Raw genomic sequence first — 19,721 nt, 5'->3', positions numbered from 1 at the left:
TTTCGTCACTGCATTCTGGCAGTCACTGGTCGTACTTGACAGTTTCAACCCAATAAGTAACCATTAGGTTACTTATTTAAACTGCTGCGTTGGAGGTGCTGTGAACGAGCAACAACTTGATACGGTGTTTCTGGCGCTGGCAAACAGCAGCCGGCGTCAGTTAATGGATCTGATTGCCGCCCGGCCCGGCTGCACGCTAAGCCAGTTACTCACTGAATTCGATATCAGCCGTATTGGCTTGATGAAGCATTTGCAGGTACTGCTGGATGCCGATCTGGTCATTGCCCACAAGCAGGGGCGCGAGCGGCCGCTGTATTTAAATGCGGTGCCGTTACAGTTGATCCACGAGCGCTGGAGCGAGCAGTACCGCGACTTTTGGGCCAGCCAGCTTACCCGGTTGAAATACGCGGTAGAAAGCCAGGCAGTGCCGGCAAAAATAACAACCAAAACAAAGGATAAGGCATGACTGATAGCAACAGGTTAGTATCAAAAATTGTTATTAACGGCGCGCTGGAAACCATCTGGCGCGAACTGACCAAAAGTGACGAACCGCAGGCAGCAGTGTTTAACGCCTGGCTGCACACTCAGGCCCTGGTACCCGGTGCCAGCCTGCAAATGCGCACCGGCGATGGCCGCAACGTGCTGGTAATTGGCAAGGTAGTCGAGTTTGAACCGCCGTACCGCTTTGTACATACCTTTCGTTTTACCCAGTACGACGATCCGGAATGCACGGTAACTTATCAGTTAAAGCAGCTTGAGCAAGGCGTCGAGGTCAGTTTGATCGTCGATAACCTGCCGCTTGGCAGCCGCACCGCTAAAGATATGCAAGGTGGCAGCACGATGATTTTAAACACGTTAAAAGCCGTAGTAGAAACCGGCCGGCCGACACTGGGCACCCGCATTATGTATGCGCTGTTTAGCAAACTGGGTTTTATGTTACCCAAACGCACCCGCGCTGAGCATTGGCCGCTGTAAGTTAAGGAGAGCATGATGACTGATATAACCGCAGCCGAACAAAGTCAGTGGCGTAATCTGGAGCAAAGTAGTGGCAAAAGCCAGGCAGAATGGCTTGAGCTGGCAGCAAAGCAGACCTTTAGCAAACACAGTGAACTGGTAAACTGGCTGAAAAGCGAGTTTGCTATTGGCCATGGTAATGCCAACCTGATTGCCCACCGCGCTAAACAGGCCGCCGCCGGTGGCGCCCCCGGCGCAGAAGATTTACTGGCCGCCCAATACAGCGGCGCTAAAGCAGCACTAAAACCGCTGTACGACCAGTTAATGAGTTATGTGCAAAGCTTAGGCCCGGACGTTGAGCTTAGCCCGAAAAAAGCCTACGTCAGCCTGCGGCGTAATAAACAATTTGCCCTGCTGCAACCCTCTACTGCAACCCGGCTGGATTTAGGCCTTAATTTAAAAGACGTTGAACCGGCCGGTAAACTGGAAGCCTCGGGTAGTTTTAATGCCATGTGCAGCCACCGCATTCGCCTTAGCACAGCAGCCGATATCGACGACAGCGTAAAACACTGGCTGGCAGAAGCTTATAACCGCGGCTAGACTTGCAGCGTTAACGGAGGCGCCATGAAAACCTTAGTAGCCATTTGTCTGTTACTGTGCCTGACAGCGTGCAGCAATAAAGCCGTCTATCAGGATTTACAGCGTAATAAGCGCAATGAATGCCTGCAACTGCCGCCAGCAGAGTACGACAAATGTATGCAGCCAATGGACATCAGTTACGAAGAATATGAGCGGCAGCGCCAGCAGGTGCTGAAAAATAAAAACCACAACAGCAAGGAGCAATAACATGCATTTAGGCGCATTTTCAGTAAGTTTGGCGGTAAAAGATATTGCCGCCTCAAAAACCTTTTATGAAAAACTTGGCTTTAGCACTATGGGTGGCGAGCAAAGCCAGGGCTGGCTGATTTTAAAAAACGGCGACACTATTATTGGCTTGTTTCAGGGTATGTTTGAGAAGAATATTCTGACCTTTAATCCGGGTTGGGATCAAAATGCGCAAAACCTGGCCGAATTTACAGATGTACGAACTATTCAGCAGCATTTGCTGGCGCAGGGCATTACCCTGCAACAAAGCGCCGATGAAAGCAGCACTGGCCCAGCGCATATAGTGCTGGAAGATCCGGACGGTAATCAGATTATGCTGGATCAGCATAGGTAAGCATGCAGCAACAGCTGTTATGCTGTTGCTGCAATTTCGGCTTAATTCCCTACTTTTAGCATATATTCGGCTACGGCTAAGCGGGTTTCAGCATCCAGATAATCCTGTTTTGGCATGGCCGGATAGTCGTCACGCTTTTTCACCGGGTTTAAAATATAGTCGGCCAGTGCTTGCGGCTCATCCATATACAGGCTTTGAATCACCTGTACCGGCGGGCCAATTAAACGGCCAGTGTAGGCATGACAACCGGTACAAACGCCCAGATAAACATACTTACCCTTTTCATCGGCGGCCACAGTGCGCGGTGCAGCGGGCTCTTCCAGCAGGTAATTCACCACGCTGTCGGTATTGGTAAAGCTACAGGCCGGCCATTTGCTGACGCCTACAGTGATATATTGCTGTGGGTTATTAATACAGCTGCCATTGCTGTTACCAACACGGATAATATCCGGCTGGCCCTGCTTAAACTCAGTCGCCATCAGCACCTTGGCTTCGGCGATAGTGTCGTAGCCGTTGTTGTACATCAGGTTATTTAAAACCATTACCTTATCCGGCGTCGGGTCTGACTCCGGGTCCAGCGTGGTATTCGGCGCATTCTGATGGTCAGTGATAATAATACCGGCGGTTTTATTGCCGATAATAATGTTATCTTCAATGATCACTTCATCGGCCGCCATGATCAGGATGCCGGTACCAGCCGGAATGCCAGCGACCATTGAGCCCGGCGCGCCAAAGTTGGCAGTATTGTTATTGCTGATCCAGTTATTGCGGATAATCACATCAACGGTATCTTTAATTGGCAGGCCCGGTGTAACAAAGGCCAGAATGCCGCCGGTGTTATTGTGGACGAAGTTATTCTCAACTACCGCATGGCGGCTGTTTTCAATTTCAATACCGGCCACGCTGTCGAACACTTCGTTATTGGCCACATGAATATGGTCGCTCATACCAACATAGATAGCGGCATCTTCAATGCCGGAAATCACATTATGCTCGACCAGGCCATTGATACCCAGCTGCGGGAATATGCCGTATACGCCGGTATCTTCAATAATATTGTGGCGGATCTCAAAGTTGTTACCGGCCTGGCCCATAATGCCGTTGCCTTTGTATTTGGTGATCAGAAAGTTTTCGATCAGGATATTATTGCCGGAATACAAAATAGCGTCATTCAGCCGCTCCTCACCATATAACCTGGGCCGCTGGCCATCAATAATCACACCGCTTAAGCGGATATTGTCTTTATCGATATACACGGTTTCGACGTAGTCACCGGGAAATACCTGAATTACATCGCCCGGCTGCGCCGCTTTTACCGCGTCCATAATCAGCTGCCCCGGTTTTACCTGATGCACCTGGCCGTCTTCGCCATGGTCAATCACCGATTTTTTTGCATTACCCGATGCTGCTGCACCGCCGCTAAAACTGACGTCGGCAGTCAGGCTCGGCGCCTGCATGGCCGGGCCGCTAAAATACTGGCCGGTAAAAAAGGCAACCGGCAGTAGCAGCGCCAGCGCTATAGTGGTTTTTTTCATTCTGTCGCTCCTGAAGTTTGGCTGTTGGTGGTTATTTCTGTTGGTAATGCCAGGCCAGACGGCAACCGCTTTGGCGTTTGCGGTAGCAGGCTCTCGTCGGTCAAACTGCCAAGAAAGGCAGTAATTTGCTGCACTTCTTCGGCTGTCAGTTTGGGCTCCCAGATATGCCAGTGCAGTAATAGATCTTCACCTTTGGGCACCGCATGGCCACGGCCTTTGCTGTAAAACTCGGTGGCTTCTTCCAGCGTGGCAAAACGGCCCGAGTGCATATAGGGTGCGGTCAGGGCAATATTTCTAAGCGTCGGCACCTTAAAGCCACCACGTAATTTTTCCCAGCCTGGTTTGGCGCCGGCACCGGCGTCAAATGGCATGCCGTCCGGTTCCGGCGTACCAATTACTGCTATCTGCTGATTAGTGAACAAAGGTGGCGTATGGCACTCGGCGCAGCGGGCGACAAAAGAGCGGAACACATTCATGCCTTTGATTTCCTGCTCGGTCAGCGCCTGATGGTAACCGTGGGCATAGTGGTCATAACGGCTGTTCAGCGACACCAGCGAGCTTTGGAACGCCGTCAAAGCAGTCGCCACCTGCGACAGCTCGATATGCTCAGTATTAAATGCCTGGCGAAACAGCGCCGGGTAGTGGTTATTCGCCTGCAAATCGGCCAATAATTTTGCCGGTGTATTGGCCATTTCATGTTCGGCCAGCATCGGGATCAGCGCTTGCTGCTCCAGGGTGTCACTGCGGCCATCCCAGAACAGCTTTTTTAAAAAGCCGACATTCCATAAACTGGGCGCACTGCGGTTACCGAGCTGGCCATTGGCACCGGTGCTAAGCGCCTTGCCATCGGCAAAGCCGCGCGCGGGCTGATGGCAACTGGCACACGCCTGCTGATGGTTACCCGACAGCAGCGGATCAAAAAATAAGTAGCGGCCTAAATCTATTTGCTGCGGGCTGAAGCCGTCGCGCCGCGCCGGCAATGCCGTTTGGGTGCCGCCAACGCCTTTATTTTGCAACGAATCATACATGTCGTAACGGCTAACCAGCTTGCAGCGGTTCCCCGCAACCAGCTCAAAACTGGGCGGGCAACTTTGGCTCAGGTTAAAACCGTCGGCCGTGCTCAGGCCGCTGGCCAGCAATAACGCATACAGCATCATGGCATGCCGGCCCCGATATAGGCGGCCACGGCACGCATATCCTGCTCGCTCAGGTTGCGGCTAAACAGCGCCATTTGCCGGCCCGGCTTATCGGCTTTGTCCTTGCCGCGCAGGCCGGCTTTAAACTGTTGCAGCTGCAGGGTTATGTAGTCTGCACTTAACATACTCAGCGCCGGCGCATTAAACGCCACATTACCTTCGGCTTTAGCACCATGGCAGGCACCGCAGCTGCCAATATAGTGCCGCCGGCCCTGATCCAGCAGCGCCGCATCAGCCGGGCTGATTTGCTCGTCTGCCTGCTGGCTGGCGAAATAACGCGCCAGTAGGCTGATGTCATCAGCACTTAGCGAGGCGGCCATAGCGGCCATTTGCTGGCCTTTAACATCGTTGGCATCAGCACCACGCTGGCCGTTTTGAAATTGTTGTAATTGCTTTTGCAGATACGCTGCCTGCTGGCCAGCCAGTTGCGGCGCGCCGCTGGCAGCACGGGTTTGCGCACCATGGCAAGCCAGACAGGTCGCGGCCTGCGCCGGCATGTCGGCGGTGGCCTGTGCCTTACCGCTTAACAGCACTGCCACAGGCGGCAATGCTATTAACACCAATGTCAGTAGCGAAAAAATGGCTTTCATAGTTCACCCGGGCTGCTGTCTGAATGTCGCTAGAGTGCGTTTTCACGGCGCCAGGTTCAAACGCAAAAGTGTACAAAAATGTGCAGATCGGTTTATTTCGCCAGCAGTGGGTTTACTATCAGCACTACTGCACAGGCTGTAAAAACCGGCACGAGCGCTTACCACGCCAGGCAGCGGCTTGCAGATAATTAGAACAAAAAAACGTCAGGGGAAAAGCATGGCAACTCAACAGCAACGTACAAGAGGTTTTCGCGCTCAGCCGCTAGCCTGGTGCATCGGTCTGGCACTGGCCAGCCCGCTGGGTACAGCATTGGCGCAGGACAATAGCAACGCAGAAAAAACCGAAACGAAAATTGAAACCATAACCGTCACCGCGCAAAAGCGGGTGCAAAACGTGATGGATGTGCCACTGGCCATCGACAGCGTCAGTGCAGAAGATCTGACCGACACCAGCTCAGTGTTGCTGGGCGATATTGCCGATTACACGCCGGGTTTTAAATTCAGCAAAGAAGCCGTAGCCCAGGCCTCGGCCGAAGTACGGGGTATTTCCAGCAGCAATATCAGTACCGGTGGCGACCCGTCTGTAGCCATTTTCTTTGATGATTTTTACCTGCCACGCGCAGCACAAAGCGTGCTGTTTTCTGATATGCAGCGAATTGAAATTCTTAAAGGCCCGCAGGGTACCCTGTTTGGTAAAAATGCCGCCGCCGGTGTAGTAAATATGATCCCCAATGCACCCCGGCTGGACGATGAGGCCTTTGTTAAAGCCACGCTGGGCGATTACGCATTGCAACGCTTTGAGCTGATGGGCAATAAAGCCTTAACTGATAACTTTGCCCTGCGCTTAAACCTGATGAGCAACAAGCGCGATGCCTATGTCGACAACCTTAACCCGGATTACCGCGGCACTGAACTGGGCAGCGTTAACCATCGCTCGGCCCGTTTGGCGGCACTGTGGCAATTAAGCGACGCCACTAAACTGCAAGTAAGCTACGACTGGGACGATGTTGATCAGGGCTATGCGCCGGGCGTTGGCGTTAGCCCCTATGCCTATAGCCTGAACCCGGGCGATCGCAAGATTGAAAACGACGTGGTAGATGGCCACGAAACCCGGGATATGACGGCGTTGTCGATTAAGCTGTTGCACGATTTTAACGAGCAGTGGTCGGGCAAATTTATCAGCAGCAAACGCCAGTGGCAGGTTTCCGGCCGTGATGACGCTGACGGCACAGCCGATAAAACCCGTTATCTGGACACAATAAACTTTGAAGACTCGGATATTTTTTACAACGAGTTGCAGCTGAACTACAACGACGACAAGCTTAGCTTTGTTGGCGGTATGACGTACAGCAAAGAAAATGTCTATCAGAAAACCAGCCTGAATATTCTGGCCGATACCATAGCCCGCTTAACCACCGACAGCCTGAACCAGCAACTTATCGGCGCGCTACAGCAAAATGGCTTACCGGATGAGATGATCGCCCAGATGGGCTTACCGGCCGACCATATCTGGAACCCGCAGAACTGGGCCAGCATGTTAAGCGTGATGGCAATGGTTGACCCCTCGGTAGCCGGCTTACTGCAAATGCTCGGTGCTGAGCCGTTCAGCCCTGAACTGGTGGCCGCCATCGGTGCCACTGGCGATCTAACTTACGACGCTATTGCAGGCGGTTTAGGCGTGGCAGAAATATTTGGCCCGTCTAACAGCGGTAAGATGTGGAGTGAAGATATTATCAACACCGGCGATTTCACCTCCTACGGCCTGTACTCGGATCTTGACTATCAGCTAAACGCGCAGTGGGGCTTTACCGCCGGTTTGCGTTACAGCCGCGACGAGAAAGACTTTAGCTGGGAAATTAAAGAACGCTCGTTCGGCCAGCCATTGCCGGGCATTACTAACTTTTTGTTCCCGCTGATGCCAGAACTTACCGCCAGCAAAAGCTGGAGCAAACTGACCGGCCGCGCCGTAGCCCGCTACAATGTAGACAGCAATAATATGCTGTATCTGTCATATGCTACCGGTTATAAATCAGGTGGTTATGACTCTTTAGACCCTATGTCATCGCAAAATCCCTTTGCGCCGGAAGAAGTGGCCAATATTGAGCTCGGCTACAAAGCCGATCTGTGGCAAAGCCTGCGTGTACAGCTGGTGGCTTATCAGATGGATTTAACCAACCGCCAGCGCTCGGTTAACAGCAAGGCACCCGATGCCGGTGTAGCCATTCCAATCGTTATTAACGGCGATCAGGAAATTCGCGGTGGCGAGTTGGTACTGGACTGGCAAGCCAGCGACAGCCTGAAACTGGGGCTGGTAACTGAGTATCGCAAAACCGAGTCGAAATGGCAGCAGTTTTACAATGCCGATGGCGAACTGGTCACTGACGTAGAAAAAAGCTCGGCCGCCGACTCTTACACCCTGACGGCCGACTGGGCACCGGATTACCGCCTGGCCGGTGGCGCCTTTAAACTGCATGTCGATTATGTGTTTGAAGAAAATACCAAAGCAGATGATCCGGATATCCTCGATATTGCTTATCAGATCCCCGGCTATTTTGCTGATACCAAAAACCTTAATGCGCGCCTGAGCTGGGCCAGCCATGACGATCAGTGGCAACTGGCAGTCTGGGGCAAAAACCTGACCGACAATACCACTGTCGGCGGGCTTGGCGGCTTTGCCGCTGCAGCACTGGGTACACCGTTAACCAGCCTGAATGCGCCGCGTACTGTGGGTGTCGATGTCAGATACCAATTTTGATAGCAGTTCTGATGGCAAGTCTGATGGCAGTTCTGCTGGCAAGTCTGATGCCAGCCTGATGTTAGCAGCGGGCGCCGGCCACATGCCGGCCCCGCCTGCTGTCAGGCTAACACGGCAACCCGGCACGGCCGCTTTACTAATTGCCGCGCGCACGGCACACTCAGTTATTCCATCACCCTTAGCTATCGTGTTTAGCAGCAAAAGACGATGATAAAAATTATTGCAGCCTCAGCGCTGTTACTGGTTTTGCCGGCGCTGGCAGATGACTTTACTTCAGATGCCTTTGCCTCAGCTAATTTTGCCGTGGCACCAAGGCTGTGCGTACAGCACGCCGGTCAGGATTGTGTCTTGCATCTGACCCTTAGCTGGCAGCAGAGGCAACCGGCCTGCCTGTATCAGCAAAGCGCCCCCGATACGCCGCTGCTGTGCCAGTCTGAAGCGGCACAGCTTAAACTGGCGCTGCCGTTGCAACAGGACACCCTGCTGCTGTTAAAAGATCAGGCCAGCGGTAAGCTGCTGGCACAACGGCAACTGCGGCTGCTACGGGTCGATTTGCAATCGGGCGAGCATTTACTGAATAAAAGCCGCAACGGCTGGTGGTTGCTGCAATGACAGCGCATATTCTGCTAATTGAAGATGATCTGGAGCTGGCACGACTGGTAGAAGATTTTCTGCGCCATGAGGGCTTTCAGGTTACGCAATGCGGCAATGCGTTAACCGCAAAAAAACTGCTGCTGGCGCAGGCGTTCGATTTAATGGTCTGCGATGTGATGCTACCTGGCAGCAATGGCTTTGATTTGGTGCGGCAAATCCGTCAGCAGTTTAAAGGGCCGATTTTATTTATGACGGCGCAAACCTCGGTTGCCGCCCAGCTGGAAGGCCTGCAACTGGGCGCGCAGGATTACCTGTTAAAGCCGCTGGACCCGCGTATTTTACTGGCGAAAATCCGCATTTTTCTTAGCGAACAACATAGTGCCGCCAGCAGTGGCGATATGCTGCAGCAAGGCAACCTGCTGATTGATCAAAAAGCCGGCAGCGTCAGCGTGGCCGGCGAGGACATCAACCTGACCGGTGCCGAGCTGCAGTTGCTGATTTGCCTGGTGAGCAATTACCCGGTGGTGGTCAGCCGCGAGCGGCTGTTTCGCGAACAACTGGGCCGTGAATACGATGGCGCCGACCGCACTTTCGATGGCCGCGCTTCAAGGCTCAGGCGCAAACTGCAGGCAGTCGACCCGCACTGGAATATCCGCAATATCTGGGGCAAAGGCTACTGCATTTCGTACCACAACAACGAGGCGGAGCCAGCATGAGTTCCGCCTTATTGCGCTTTTATCTGGCTATAGTGCTGCTGGTGCTGCTGCTGTTTTTTAGCTTAAACCAGATCTATCATCTTATTTATCAGCGCAATGACATCGTCGTTGCAGCGCAAAGCATACTGCAGCAGGCCTATGTCTATGATCAGCAGGCCGATTTGCAGCTAAGTTGCCGCATCAGCGCCAGCGACGACTGCCCCAACGCCCTGTTTGTCACCTACCCGCAGGCTATGTGGCAACCGATCCCCGGTTTTGATTACCAGCTGGAAATTATGCGCGACAGCGCCGGTAACGCATCTTTGTGTGCGGCGATGGCCAACCATGACTTGTTATGCCTGAGCAAATTAACCCTGCCGGCGCGGTTAGATTTCAGTGTCGATTTAGTGCATGTGTTTATGCTGCTATTACTGCTGTTTTTATTCTGGTTAAGCCGCAATTTGTTCCGCGATGTCGAAACCCTGCGCCAGAGCGCGTTAACCGAAGTGGCACTGGGCCGCTTACCGGCGTTTCAGCTTAGTAAGCAGTCGTATCTGCAGCCACTGGCGCAATCACTAAGCCGGATGAACCAAACCATTACCGACTTAAATACGCTGCAACGCGAAATGGCCGATACCGTCTGTCACGATATTAAAACGCCATTGGCGCGGCTGCGCTTTATTATGCTGCGGCTGGAAGATCAGCTGGCCGAACCTGACAGTAAACAAATCCGCCGTAACCTGCAGGAAATAGAAGACAACGTATACGACTACCTGCGCCTGGCACAAAAAGGCTTCCGCTCAGAGCTGGAATTAACCCAGCTGCAACTGCCGGAACTGATTAGCGAACTGATTGACAAATTTGCCGCCAACAGCGAACACCAATTAAGCCTCAGGCCAACACCGGCGCTTAACATTCAGGCTGACAAAAAGCTGTTACAACGCGCGCTGTCGAATTTACTCAGCAATGCGCTGCGCTATTGCCACGGCCACGTCTGGGTTGAGCTAAGCACCGACGGCAACAATTGCCTGATCGATATTATCGACGACGGCGCCGGCTGGAACACCGACGAGCAAGTCAGCGACGGCGTATCGCATCACGGCATAGGCCTGGCCATCGTCGCCCGCGTCGCCATGCAACACGGCGGCAGCTTTAACCGCTTCAACCGGCCACAAGGCGGCGCCGTCGCCAGGCTATGCCTGCCGTTGGGTACCTTAACTAATCCGGCAGCGAAATAATGTTCTCTACCAAAATCAATATTGTAAATTCAGCACAATTAATATTAATTCAATAATTTAGATAATTGCGCGAACTGAAATTTGCTATTAATGTTAATTATCTAGTGTCTTGTTGCAGAAGTAGCTAATGAAACGTCAGCCGGTAAATAGCGATTTAAAAAACTTTTCTCGAGTAAGGCAAACAGTTCGCAGCGCCCCTGGGAACTTGTTTCTTGACGTTGTACAGACTATTACCTCGCCTCTTGGTGTTGTTGTTATTTGGTCACTTATTTTCAGTGTTCTTTTCAATATCGACGTTTTCACACATCTAGCATTAGCTGAAAAGAGTAAAGAGATAGCAACTATTCATGCGCATTCAGAACATATCGTCGTTGTTGAATTCGATGCATTAGCGAAATCCAGAGTAAGCGATAACATTGATAATCTAACCGGCATATTTAACCTGGTTGATAAGATCTTTGCATCATCCAATCCCAAGCAAATTATTTTAGATTATGAACTTATAAACAACGAAACACCAAATCTGCCATTCAATTCAAAGTATCTTGACAAATTAACATGGGGTGTTGTGCCATATTGGCGGGGTGAAGATTACCTAATCCAGGGCGTTGCACCTGGCATATTTTCGTATCCAGACAAGATTACAGAGTACCGCGTCGAAGGCTTGATAAAACCTTGGGGGCACCTGATGCTTGGATTAACCCCGGGGACGACCGACGCAATTTCGTTTATAGAATTAATTCAATATCGCCAAGGAAATTTAATCCCATCGCTTGCGTTAACAAGTTTTGTTCGGGGTGAATATCAATTAAATATTGATGAACTTATGTTTATGCACAAGGGTGACGGAGAGACGCCAAATTGCAAGCATGAAGCTTTTACCAACTTACCCTCCTGCGCTAAATTGACTTCACCGCAGTTATTTTATACCCCGCCTCTACCACGATATTTTGCTAGCTATCCAGCTTTCGAAATATTAAACAGCGAACAGAATACAGAAATTTCTAATACCTTTGATAATAAGTATGTGTTCATTTCTTCAACGTGGGACAAACATAAAGATCATTACCTTAGTAGCGTAAGTACTGGATCCGGAGCAGTTTCGAAAATATTTGGCATGTTAGATGTCGTTCAATTACAGCAATCAGATGGGAAAGTACCTGGAGTCTACTTTCATGCGTCGATTTTAGAGTCATTATTAAACCCCAGCATTGGCCACCCTTCGATTTCAGGCGTGTTTTATAGCGTTGTAATTAGCTTTCCGGCGATACTGCTTGTCATATTACTTTCACTCGGATTGCGAAAATTTCTTGTTTCAAGTAACAAACCTGTCCTGCAAGAGCGTCATTTTTGGATTATTTTCATGTTAGTTGCTACATTTTCTTTTCCAGTATTTAAAGAAATAGCAGTCTATGCTGTGATTAAATTAGATACCTTAGTAAACCTCATGGGCATCTATCTTTTCACAGTGCTAACAGCGAGCTTCCTAATAGCCGGAGATACAAGATGGCAAGCAGATTAATTGTCGTAACATTGTTATTTAGCCTCTCAAATTGCGTTTTTGCATTTGAGTTTAATCAGGCAAGAATTGACTTATTAGTCGGCTCGGCTTGGATAAAAAACAAAGAAAAAAATCACTCGGTGCATACAGGGCAAATAATTTCAGTGATGGATGAAATAGTTATAGATGACAATTCAGAAATTTATATTACCTACTGGCATCCACAAACTAAAAGACAGATTTTGACAGGCCTAAAAAAGAATAAGGTTAATAACACGATTTGGGATACTATCAAACCAGCTAACTTCGAAAAGAGCGCAAGTTCTTATTTTTCAACTAACACTGTGGTTGGCGGTGGCTCTCGTGATGATGGTGAAACTAAATGCTTACTTCCTGAAACATTAAAACTTCCTACAGGCGTTGGAAAAATTAGTCTCACTGCAGCAAACTGTGCCATAGCCGAGCAAATTGGCATGACTGCCAAGCTGGTCTACTTAAAAAAAGCAGAGTCTATTGATGGTTTAGCAATCAATACCGATACCATTGCACCAGGTATTTACGCCATCGAATTTAGATTTGATAAAAAAGTTATTCACACCTCAAAGTTAGAAATAACACCATTAGACGAAATAAAAGAAGCAATTCAAAAAGTGGCTTCAAACCAACAGCTTGCTAGTGAATACGATTTTGAGGAGATACAAATTATAGCAAGCTATATTAATGGCTATACACTTTTAGCAGATAAATTAGTCCATCGAAGGATAAATAGTTCGAATAATATAGAGAGCGATGCAGATCAAGATTCGGCTTGGCCAGCAATCATAAAAGATTTCATTTCAAATAGTTTCGTTCCTATAGCATTACCTCAAAAATAGTTATCAAAAGCTGACCAGGCACGCGGCGGATACTGCTTTAACATACTCCGCCGGGTTTCCCATAGTGCCAAAGATGCATTTTCGTGTTTCTCAAGCATGGCGGACAACGTATCCATAAAATAAACAGTTTCTATACTGTTTACCTTCCAGTGACTTGCCAAAACACTATTCGCGCCGGCTAAACTAAATGATTCAAGTAAAGAGCCTAAATTGCTTCTACTGCCAATAGACAGTGCTGTGTCACACGCAGCTAATATAACCCAGGTTTGGTTTATAGACATTGCCGCAATATCATTGGATAACAGCAAGCCATCGTTAAGTTCTTCTGTAGACTCTGGCGTTAAAGCCAGCGCTGGATACTCTAATTGATTACTACTGTTTGGAAATACTGTGTGGGTAGAGAAAATCGCAATATCCCAGTTTTCAGTCAGTTTTTCCCGGATATTTTGTTCAGTGGCTTTTTTTGCCGTCAGCAGAGTGCCATGGCTAGTGTTTTGTATAAAACTCTTTGCTTCTAATTCTGTTTCAGGCAATGCACTTAACGAAAGCAAAGAGTTTGATGCAGAACGACTATCTTGCTTATAAGCAATATTAAGACTATCTAACCCTGAATAATCTACTTTTGCCATAAGTAAATTGTTATAAAGCGGATTAGCAACAGCAAGCCGGCGCAAAAATTTATTTTTATTTGGTGAATATTCTGCAGTAAATAAGGAAAGATTAAGTAGTCTGGCCACATTGTACTTTTCGGCTAACCAGGATTTATTCTCAGGCTCTGTTAACACATTTACCGGCAATCCATTCAGCAACTCCTGAGAATATAAATAGACTTCCGATTTAGTAGTATTGATCAGTGTTCCCAGAGCTAAGTATGCCGATACATTCGCACTAGTTTGTGGAATATCCACATCATTGCTTATCACCGATTGACGTAATGCCGACACGCGTTCAAACCACTTTGCTTTACTAAAGTTATTACAGGTGCCTTTAGTCTGTGTATTTGTAATATTTACACCGCAAAATGTATTGTCAGTACTGGTGAACATAATGATCTGCCCGTTACCTGGTAAAAACTGTTTTATATCCTTAACTGCAACAGCCCGCTTAAAATTGGCACTCAGCAACTTCGGATACTCGACACTGATGCGTTTAGTTAACGCATTTAGTTGGTTTCTGACTTTAGCCAAGTGTGTATTTTCTGAAGAATAGTGGTTGGCGCTTAATTTAAAATACAAATTGGATAACTGCTCTTGTTCTACAAACGCCTTTCTGGCGTTTAAATCTCCTAAGCCATCAGCGTCAAATCTCGCAGGTGACCGCGCAACTGAACCAATTTCCTTAAGTTGAATCAGCTTTACCAAATGGTCCCAGCCATTACTCAAAGCTGGCCAGGAAATATTTTCTATTAGGTCATTGCTGCTCTGTCTTATGGGTAACAATACTTCAATCGAAAATTGCGGCGGCATTGCACCATAGTACTCATCAAGCAGCTGAAGATAATTTGCTAAATGTTGCTCTGATTCGACTTTTGAATTCTGACACTGCGCAATTAACGCGGTTGCAGCAATAAGGTTGATTTGCGATTCAATTTGGCTTTGCCGAAATTTTTCCTGAATAAAGCGGGCTGATGACGACGTACATCTGTTTTTTTCGAAAGGTAAGCGAGCCAAAGCATAGCTAAGATATAACTCATCAGTGTTTTCTCGCCCGATTTTATGCGTTATCCACCAGTCTAAATCTGATATAGCATCTTCATTTATGCTTTTGTTACCTTTAAATACCTGATACTGCAGCCAGCGGGTCAAACGTCTTAACTCGTCTCGGTACAACAAGTCACTATCGAGGCCATCATTGTTGGTATGGGCTGATTTTCTGTCCAAGCTAACGTAAAACACAGACAGGTCAGATTTTGGATTGTACCCTGACACGTCAATATCTATGATGCTATCCAGAGCAATAGCCAGCAGCAGCAATAAAGATGCAGCATCTTGTTTCAGCGTATTTGGCAGGTCTGTGTATTGCTTTGTGAGATCATCAAACTCATTTATCAGACTCAATGATATTTGAAACCGTCCATTGAGATAATTTGACTCTGCCAAACCCAGAATTGCCTTAGCGTATTTAAGCCGGTTCCATTTAATATTTTTAGCATAAAAATGTTTAACTTCAGTTAAATAGTCGACCGCTTTACTGCTTTCGACACCAAACTGAGACCAGAATATGCCTAACTCGTATTGTGCTTCCATTAGCGCTTTGTCAGATGCAGCACACTGTTTTAACCGCTCATGTTTGTTCACTAACAGTTTTTCAGCGGCAAGCGTATGTGAATACATTTTGCCTAAATCAACACTGCTTACTTCACCGTATACCAGACATTGAGATAAAACCCATGGGCTAAAAAGAGCAAGCAGTACCCCAAACACAGCATGTTTCATAGTGGCAAATATTGCAGTACTTTATGTTGCAAAACCGGCTCAAAATACTGTGCCGAAACCAGCGCCTGCTTTCGGCTATTTTTGCTAATCGATTTCTGAATATCGTCAACTTTTGCTTTTAACTCCTCAGGAGCTCTTTCTGTATTATCTGAAGCCACCAGATACAACGCATAAGCATTGCCAACAACATTTACTAATGCGTCAACTCCAGATTGATTCGCTAAGCTAAAACTGTCGGCCAACAGAGCTAAATTTGGCGCTGTCGCCACCGGACCAAACATTTGTTTAATTGACATATTAGGATTATTGGGTTGTGGCCGTACCACAAACGATTCGTGAATAACTTTAAACCACATACTTTCTGCTTCAATCGCCAGCTTTACGCTATTTGTATTGGCTAAACTTACCGCGTGCGCTACTTGTTTCTCAAACTGTTCTGGCTTGCTATCTACCACATATGCAAATATTGCCGCGGCATTTGCAGGCAGATTTTTATTGCCAGTTTTCTTTATAAGTTCATCAGCTTGCGCACTTGGGCTCTTATCTTGGTTGTCCAACTCCATAACATTCGCCATCCAAGGCATTGCATGCTGACGCATCCCCGCTTTTTGCATTAGCGGAAGCAGCTGCATTTCGTCGATCAATTTTTTAAATTCCACAACGTTTAATCCGCCAGCTAAGTTTTCCGCAGTAAAATGTGTCGAATAATAATCGACGCTTGCCACAAGCCAGGCCGTAGTACCGTCCGCATCACCGGAGGCTAAAACAGTATTCGCCCCACCAATGTATCGATATAAATTATTTATATGCTGATAAGCCAGTGTATACATGCCAGAAAGCATCATGGTGCCTTCTCGCATACGCCGGAAACCGTTATCATGCGACATTGGCTTTCCGTCTTCATCTACAAATTTGAACTCAGGCCCAAGCACCAGCTCTCTTCCCTCCAACCAGTGTTTTTTATACTGCTGCTTTTTTGCGGTGTTTAAACTTGCAAACTTCCGCTGTTCATCCAAAAATGGATTGGCCTTTTGTTGTTCAGAGCCGCGTGCTAAATAATCTTCAGCACAATGCGATAGTTTCACCATTGCATCGGAATATTCATTAGGTTCATCATCATTAATACCGGCATCCCGCTTAGCTACACCAAGCTTCCTCTTCATGTCCTCTGCCGATTCGTACATTTGCTTATTTAATTCTTTGGTATCGCCTTCAAACTTCTTATCTGAAAATTGACTCACCAAACTACCAACAGACTCCAATACAGCGTCACGCATTTTTTGTGTTTTTTCTGACTTACTGTGCGCTTCTAATTCAGGCTGTACCTGAGCCAGGCACTTTTTTGTCGCAGCATCTTCGGCTGTTACATCACGCTGCTGTTCACTCACAGCAGATGCTGATATTACCCGGGCGATGGCCTTGTCGTTGAAATACTGATCCCAGAGCAATTTTAATTCCAGCCCGTGTGCGGCTTTAGTTGCAGCCAAAGCACTTTCCAGAGTCGTCAACGTTTGCTCATACTCCATTTTTTCATGAGTTGTAAGGGCCAATGCAACCTGACATCCCATTTGCTTTGTTACATTGGGGTCAGCATCGCATAATTGCGGGGTTATCTGTTCGAAAGCAGTGAGACGGCCTGATTGTTGATAATCTGCATAAGCTTTGTCGATTAGGTTTATAGCAGCCTGAGCTGAAGCGGCGTTAAGCAGAAAAAGCATACTTACTTGCAGCGTTGTTCGCATCATAATCCCTTATTTAGTAAACTAGCATCCTAAACTGGCTAAAATATAAGCACTAAACTGAAATTAGTTCAACCCATTTGTTTCAAAACAGGGGGATAGATAAATTAAGCAGCACCTTATCGAACATAGAAATTATCTTTTATTTTCAACATTTTTTTGATTGTGAAAGTTCTCTACGCGCTTCATATCTACAATTTTCTTTATCACGTGGTAGAAAAACATCAGAATGTAAATCCAGAACGACACCAGCAAATACGATCTTATATAAGTTACACCGTTAACCCTGCCGGGATTTTCTACACCTCTTATAGTTTCGTGAATGACTTTAAAATCGAATAAATCAAAATAATATATGGCAAAAGTCGCAGGGAAACCCAAAAATGCAGCAACGCCAATCACTGAAATTGATATCTCCATTAAGTCATCGAATTTCAATCTGGATACCCCGGTAGTTAAAGAAGCAATTATCAAACTTATAAGTATGGCAATAAGTTGAACAACACCGACTACCGCTAAACCACCTAAAACGAAATATATAATTGCCATTTCATTACCTCTAACGAACCATTTTAATGAATTAAGGTACATCTCGACTCAATAAATGACTGTAGTACAAGCAATTAGCGATAGCCAGAATCTATATAACAAGCATAAGTGCAACCAAACACTATAAAAACAGCAAGGATTTCATAAGAAAAGAATTTAGCGATACGGCCGGTATTTATTACTTTTCATTTACCATCAGCATCTTACGTATAAACAACAAAGGCGCCAACGGGCGCCTTTGTTCAATGGCAAAAGCTTATTCCGTCGCTGTTACTTCCTGCTCTTTTACCAGCCATACTGACAACGCCCCCAGCACCATAGCAGCGCCGGCTAACATCACGATATATACTGCCTGGTTTTGAAATACCGAGCCTAAGATCCAGCCGGCAATTAAGCCGGAGATAATTTGCGGTGCGGCGATGGTAAAGTTGAAAATGCCCATATAAACGCCGGTTTTCTCCGGCGGTAAGGCGCCGGCTAAAATGGCATATGGCATGGCCAATATAGCGGCCCAGGCGATACCGACACCTAGCATAGGGATCATTAACCCCAGCGCGCCTTTAGGAATTTCAACCTGAGTAATTAACAGATTTACCTGAGTCATAGTCGGGTCGGTAAATAACACAAAACTTAAATAACCTGCGCCACCGGCCAGCAGCGCCATTGAGTAGACAAACTTACGGCCAAACAGGTTGGCTAATTTTGCCATCACTAATGAGAACAACACGGCAAACAGCGAGTAACCGGCGTATAAAATACCCACCCAGTCACCGGCTGCGCCTTTGGCGGCAGCGATATGCGCTGGCACGCCGCCCATCTGGTTAATATAGTCACCGTTATACCACTCAACGCCGACACCCCAGGTGTTTTGCGCAATAGCGGCAGGGAAGTAAGTCCACATAATAAACAGCGCAAACCAGCTAAAAAACTGCACCAGCGCCAGCTGTTGCATAATTTTTGGCATACCCAGCATGGTTTGCCAGAAGTCGCTTAGTTTCTCGCCCAGACTGCGGGATTTACGCACCTGCTCGGCCAGAGTTTGCGCTTCACTGTCCAGGCCTTTATAGGCATAGTACTGCTCTGGCGCATATTCTTTGGTACGAAACACTGTCCACAATACGCTGCCTAACAGCACAGTAGCACCGATATAAAAGGCCCACACTACTGATGGCGCTACTTCACCGGCTTTGGAAGCATTATCCAGCCCAACCACGTTAGTCAATACGAATGGCAAAATTGAGCCAAACACCGCACCGATATTAATCAGTAAGGTTTGAACCGAATAGCCCAGGTTACGCTGCTCTGGCGGCACCATGTCGGATACCAGCGAACGAAACGGCTGAAAAGTAACATTAAAAGCGGCATCTTTAATGGCGAAAATCAGCAAACCAAATAACATTGGCGGAATAAAGGCCACCACCATTGACGAGTTGGGCAGCAATACCATAGCCGCTGCAGCAATAACAGCACCGCCAAGCATAAACGGCAGCCGGCGGCCGAGCTTATTCCAGGTGCGGTCAGAGGCGGCGCCAACAATAGGCTGTACCAACAGCCCCATAATGGGCGCAGCCAGCCAGAATAACGATAACGACGATAAATCGGCGCCCAGATCAGACAAAATACGGCTGACGTTGCCGTTTTGCAGCGCAAAGCCAATCTGCACCCCTAAAAAGCCGAAGCTAAGGTTCCAGATCTGCCAAAAGGATAACTTAGGTTGTTTCATACCCGCTCCCCGGATGATTTTATTATTCTGTGTAAGCGCACAGATCGGTCTAAGCTACACGATAGCGCCCATTTTGCGCAAAATTGTGCATACGTATTCATCTTGTTGTTGCACTATTTTGGC

19 protein-coding genes are annotated in these 19,721 nt (G+C 47.8%); 12 read left to right on the top strand and 7 right to left on the bottom strand.

The window, feature by feature from the left end:
- The first annotated feature begins 100 nt into the window (after window positions 1–100).
- The 5 genes from MN202_RS14520 to MN202_RS14500 are packed head-to-tail and all read left to right on the top strand — an operon-like array spanning window position 101 to window position 2,173.
- Window positions 101–466 carry an ArsR/SmtB family transcription factor gene (locus MN202_RS14520; protein WP_335736855.1) on the top strand — a complete coding sequence of 122 codons (366 nt, stop codon included), beginning with the start codon at window positions 101–103 and terminating at the stop codon, window positions 464–466.
- Window positions 463–975 (top strand): SRPBCC domain-containing protein, encoded by a 513-nt coding sequence (locus MN202_RS14515; RefSeq protein WP_335736854.1) that lies wholly within the window; start codon window positions 463–465, stop codon window positions 973–975. The genes MN202_RS14520 and MN202_RS14515 overlap by 4 nt, the downstream gene beginning before the upstream one ends.
- Window positions 976–990: 15 nt before the next feature.
- Entirely contained in the window at window positions 991–1,554 is a 564-nt protein-coding gene (locus MN202_RS14510; protein ID WP_335736853.1) for a DUF5655 domain-containing protein, read from the top strand.
- Between the two features lie 24 nt (window positions 1,555–1,578).
- Window positions 1,579–1,800 (top strand): hypothetical protein, encoded by a 222-nt coding sequence (locus MN202_RS14505; protein ID WP_335736852.1) that lies wholly within the window; start codon window positions 1,579–1,581, stop codon window positions 1,798–1,800.
- 1 nt (window position 1,801) lies between these two features.
- Window positions 1,802–2,173, top strand: a complete 372-nt coding sequence (locus tag MN202_RS14500) for a VOC family protein (protein ID WP_335736851.1) — start codon at window positions 1,802–1,804, stop codon at window positions 2,171–2,173.
- A 41-nt stretch (window positions 2,174–2,214) separates the two neighbouring features.
- Here MN202_RS14500 and MN202_RS14495 read toward each other — a convergent pair whose 3' ends face one another.
- The 3 genes from MN202_RS14495 to MN202_RS14485 are packed head-to-tail and all read right to left on the bottom strand — an operon-like array spanning window position 2,215 to window position 5,494.
- Window positions 2,215–3,708 carry a parallel beta-helix domain-containing protein gene (locus tag MN202_RS14495; protein WP_335736850.1) on the bottom strand — a complete coding sequence of 498 codons (1,494 nt, stop codon included), beginning with the start codon at window positions 3,706–3,708 and terminating at the stop codon, window positions 2,215–2,217.
- On the bottom strand, window positions 3,705–4,865 hold the full coding sequence (locus MN202_RS14490) for a cytochrome-c peroxidase (protein WP_335736849.1): 1,161 nt from the start codon (window positions 4,863–4,865) through the stop codon (window positions 3,705–3,707). Before MN202_RS14490 ends, MN202_RS14495 begins: the two co-directional genes overlap by 4 nt.
- Window positions 4,862–5,494, bottom strand: coding sequence for a c-type cytochrome (locus MN202_RS14485; protein WP_335736848.1), 633 nt, complete (start codon window positions 5,492–5,494; stop codon window positions 4,862–4,864). Before MN202_RS14485 ends, MN202_RS14490 begins: the two co-directional genes overlap by 4 nt.
- Window positions 5,495–5,711: 217 nt before the next feature.
- Here MN202_RS14485 and MN202_RS14480 point away from each other — a divergent pair, with 217 nt between their 5' ends.
- From MN202_RS14480 to MN202_RS14450, 7 genes are all read left to right on the top strand, one after another.
- On the top strand, window positions 5,712–8,249 hold the full coding sequence (locus tag MN202_RS14480) for a TonB-dependent receptor (RefSeq protein WP_335736847.1): 2,538 nt from the start codon (window positions 5,712–5,714) through the stop codon (window positions 8,247–8,249).
- Window positions 8,230–8,460, top strand: a complete 231-nt coding sequence (locus MN202_RS14475; RefSeq protein WP_335736846.1) for a hypothetical protein — start codon at window positions 8,230–8,232, stop codon at window positions 8,458–8,460. Before MN202_RS14480 ends, MN202_RS14475 begins: the two co-directional genes overlap by 20 nt.
- Entirely contained in the window at window positions 8,457–8,861 is a 405-nt protein-coding gene (locus MN202_RS14470) for a DUF3019 domain-containing protein (RefSeq protein ID WP_335736845.1), read from the top strand. Before MN202_RS14475 ends, MN202_RS14470 begins: the two co-directional genes overlap by 4 nt.
- On the top strand, window positions 8,858–9,559 hold the full coding sequence (locus MN202_RS14465) for a response regulator transcription factor (protein WP_335736844.1): 702 nt from the start codon (window positions 8,858–8,860) through the stop codon (window positions 9,557–9,559). Before MN202_RS14470 ends, MN202_RS14465 begins: the two co-directional genes overlap by 4 nt.
- Window positions 9,556–10,776, top strand: a complete 1,221-nt coding sequence (locus MN202_RS14460) for a sensor histidine kinase (RefSeq protein WP_335736843.1) — start codon at window positions 9,556–9,558, stop codon at window positions 10,774–10,776. Before MN202_RS14465 ends, MN202_RS14460 begins: the two co-directional genes overlap by 4 nt.
- Window positions 10,777–10,903: 127 nt before the next feature.
- On the top strand, window positions 10,904–12,298 hold the full coding sequence (locus tag MN202_RS14455) for a CHASE2 domain-containing protein (RefSeq protein WP_335736842.1): 1,395 nt from the start codon (window positions 10,904–10,906) through the stop codon (window positions 12,296–12,298).
- On the top strand, window positions 12,283–13,152 hold the full coding sequence (locus MN202_RS14450; protein ID WP_335736841.1) for a hypothetical protein: 870 nt from the start codon (window positions 12,283–12,285) through the stop codon (window positions 13,150–13,152). Before MN202_RS14455 ends, MN202_RS14450 begins: the two co-directional genes overlap by 16 nt.
- Here the strand turns inward: MN202_RS14450 and MN202_RS14445 are convergent.
- From MN202_RS14445 to MN202_RS14430, 4 genes are all read right to left on the bottom strand, one after another.
- Window positions 13,143–15,587, bottom strand: a complete 2,445-nt coding sequence (locus MN202_RS14445; protein ID WP_335736840.1) for a CHAT domain-containing protein — start codon at window positions 15,585–15,587, stop codon at window positions 13,143–13,145. The two genes, MN202_RS14450 and MN202_RS14445, sit on opposite strands and share 10 nt — an antisense overlap.
- Window positions 15,584–17,332: a hypothetical protein gene (locus MN202_RS14440; protein WP_335736839.1), complete on the bottom strand. Its 1,749-nt coding sequence runs from the start codon at window positions 17,330–17,332 to the stop codon at window positions 15,584–15,586. The genes MN202_RS14445 and MN202_RS14440 overlap by 4 nt, the downstream gene beginning before the upstream one ends.
- Window positions 17,333–17,461: 129 nt before the next feature.
- Complete coding sequence (locus tag MN202_RS14435) at window positions 17,462–17,875, bottom strand: hypothetical protein (protein WP_335736838.1); 414 nt, start codon at window positions 17,873–17,875, stop codon at window positions 17,462–17,464.
- A 256-nt stretch (window positions 17,876–18,131) separates the two neighbouring features.
- On the bottom strand, window positions 18,132–19,598 hold the full coding sequence (locus MN202_RS14430) for an MFS transporter (RefSeq protein ID WP_335736837.1): 1,467 nt from the start codon (window positions 19,596–19,598) through the stop codon (window positions 18,132–18,134).
- Between the last annotated feature and the right edge of the window lie 123 nt (window positions 19,599–19,721).

This window comes from Rheinheimera muenzenbergensis (assembly GCF_036984005.1).
Lineage (GTDB): Bacteria > Pseudomonadota > Gammaproteobacteria > Enterobacterales > Alteromonadaceae > Alishewanella > Alishewanella muenzenbergensis.
The sequence above is the reverse complement of the archived record's forward strand: the minus strand, read 5'-3'. Positions and strand labels throughout refer to the sequence as shown.

Coding starts and splice junctions, on each gene's coding strand:
- MN202_RS14515 (WP_335736854.1), top strand. CDS start 463: ATGACTGATAGCAACAGGTTAGTATCAAAAATTGTTATTAACGGCGCG.
- MN202_RS14510 (WP_335736853.1), top strand. CDS start 991: ATGACTGATATAACCGCAGCCGAACAAAGTCAGTGGCGTAATCTGGAG.
- MN202_RS14505 (WP_335736852.1), top strand. CDS start 1,579: ATGAAAACCTTAGTAGCCATTTGTCTGTTACTGTGCCTGACAGCGTGC.
- MN202_RS14500 (WP_335736851.1), top strand. CDS start 1,802: ATGCATTTAGGCGCATTTTCAGTAAGTTTGGCGGTAAAAGATATTGCC.
- MN202_RS14495 (WP_335736850.1), bottom strand. CDS start 3,708: ATGAAAAAAACCACTATAGCGCTGGCGCTGCTACTGCCGGTTGCCTTT.
- MN202_RS14490 (WP_335736849.1), bottom strand. CDS start 4,865: ATGATGCTGTATGCGTTATTGCTGGCCAGCGGCCTGAGCACGGCCGAC.
- MN202_RS14485 (WP_335736848.1), bottom strand. CDS start 5,494: ATGAAAGCCATTTTTTCGCTACTGACATTGGTGTTAATAGCATTGCCG.
- MN202_RS14480 (WP_335736847.1), top strand. CDS start 5,712: ATGGCAACTCAACAGCAACGTACAAGAGGTTTTCGCGCTCAGCCGCTA.
- MN202_RS14475 (WP_335736846.1), top strand. CDS start 8,230: ATGTCAGATACCAATTTTGATAGCAGTTCTGATGGCAAGTCTGATGGC.
- MN202_RS14470 (WP_335736845.1), top strand. CDS start 8,457: ATGATAAAAATTATTGCAGCCTCAGCGCTGTTACTGGTTTTGCCGGCG.
- MN202_RS14465 (WP_335736844.1), top strand. CDS start 8,858: ATGACAGCGCATATTCTGCTAATTGAAGATGATCTGGAGCTGGCACGA.
- MN202_RS14460 (WP_335736843.1), top strand. CDS start 9,556: ATGAGTTCCGCCTTATTGCGCTTTTATCTGGCTATAGTGCTGCTGGTG.
- MN202_RS14455 (WP_335736842.1), top strand. CDS start 10,904: ATGAAACGTCAGCCGGTAAATAGCGATTTAAAAAACTTTTCTCGAGTA.
- MN202_RS14450 (WP_335736841.1), top strand. CDS start 12,283: ATGGCAAGCAGATTAATTGTCGTAACATTGTTATTTAGCCTCTCAAAT.
- MN202_RS14445 (WP_335736840.1), bottom strand. CDS start 15,587: ATGAAACATGCTGTGTTTGGGGTACTGCTTGCTCTTTTTAGCCCATGG.
- MN202_RS14440 (WP_335736839.1), bottom strand. CDS start 17,332: ATGATGCGAACAACGCTGCAAGTAAGTATGCTTTTTCTGCTTAACGCC.
- MN202_RS14435 (WP_335736838.1), bottom strand. CDS start 17,875: ATGGCAATTATATATTTCGTTTTAGGTGGTTTAGCGGTAGTCGGTGTT.
- MN202_RS14430 (WP_335736837.1), bottom strand. CDS start 19,598: ATGAAACAACCTAAGTTATCCTTTTGGCAGATCTGGAACCTTAGCTTC.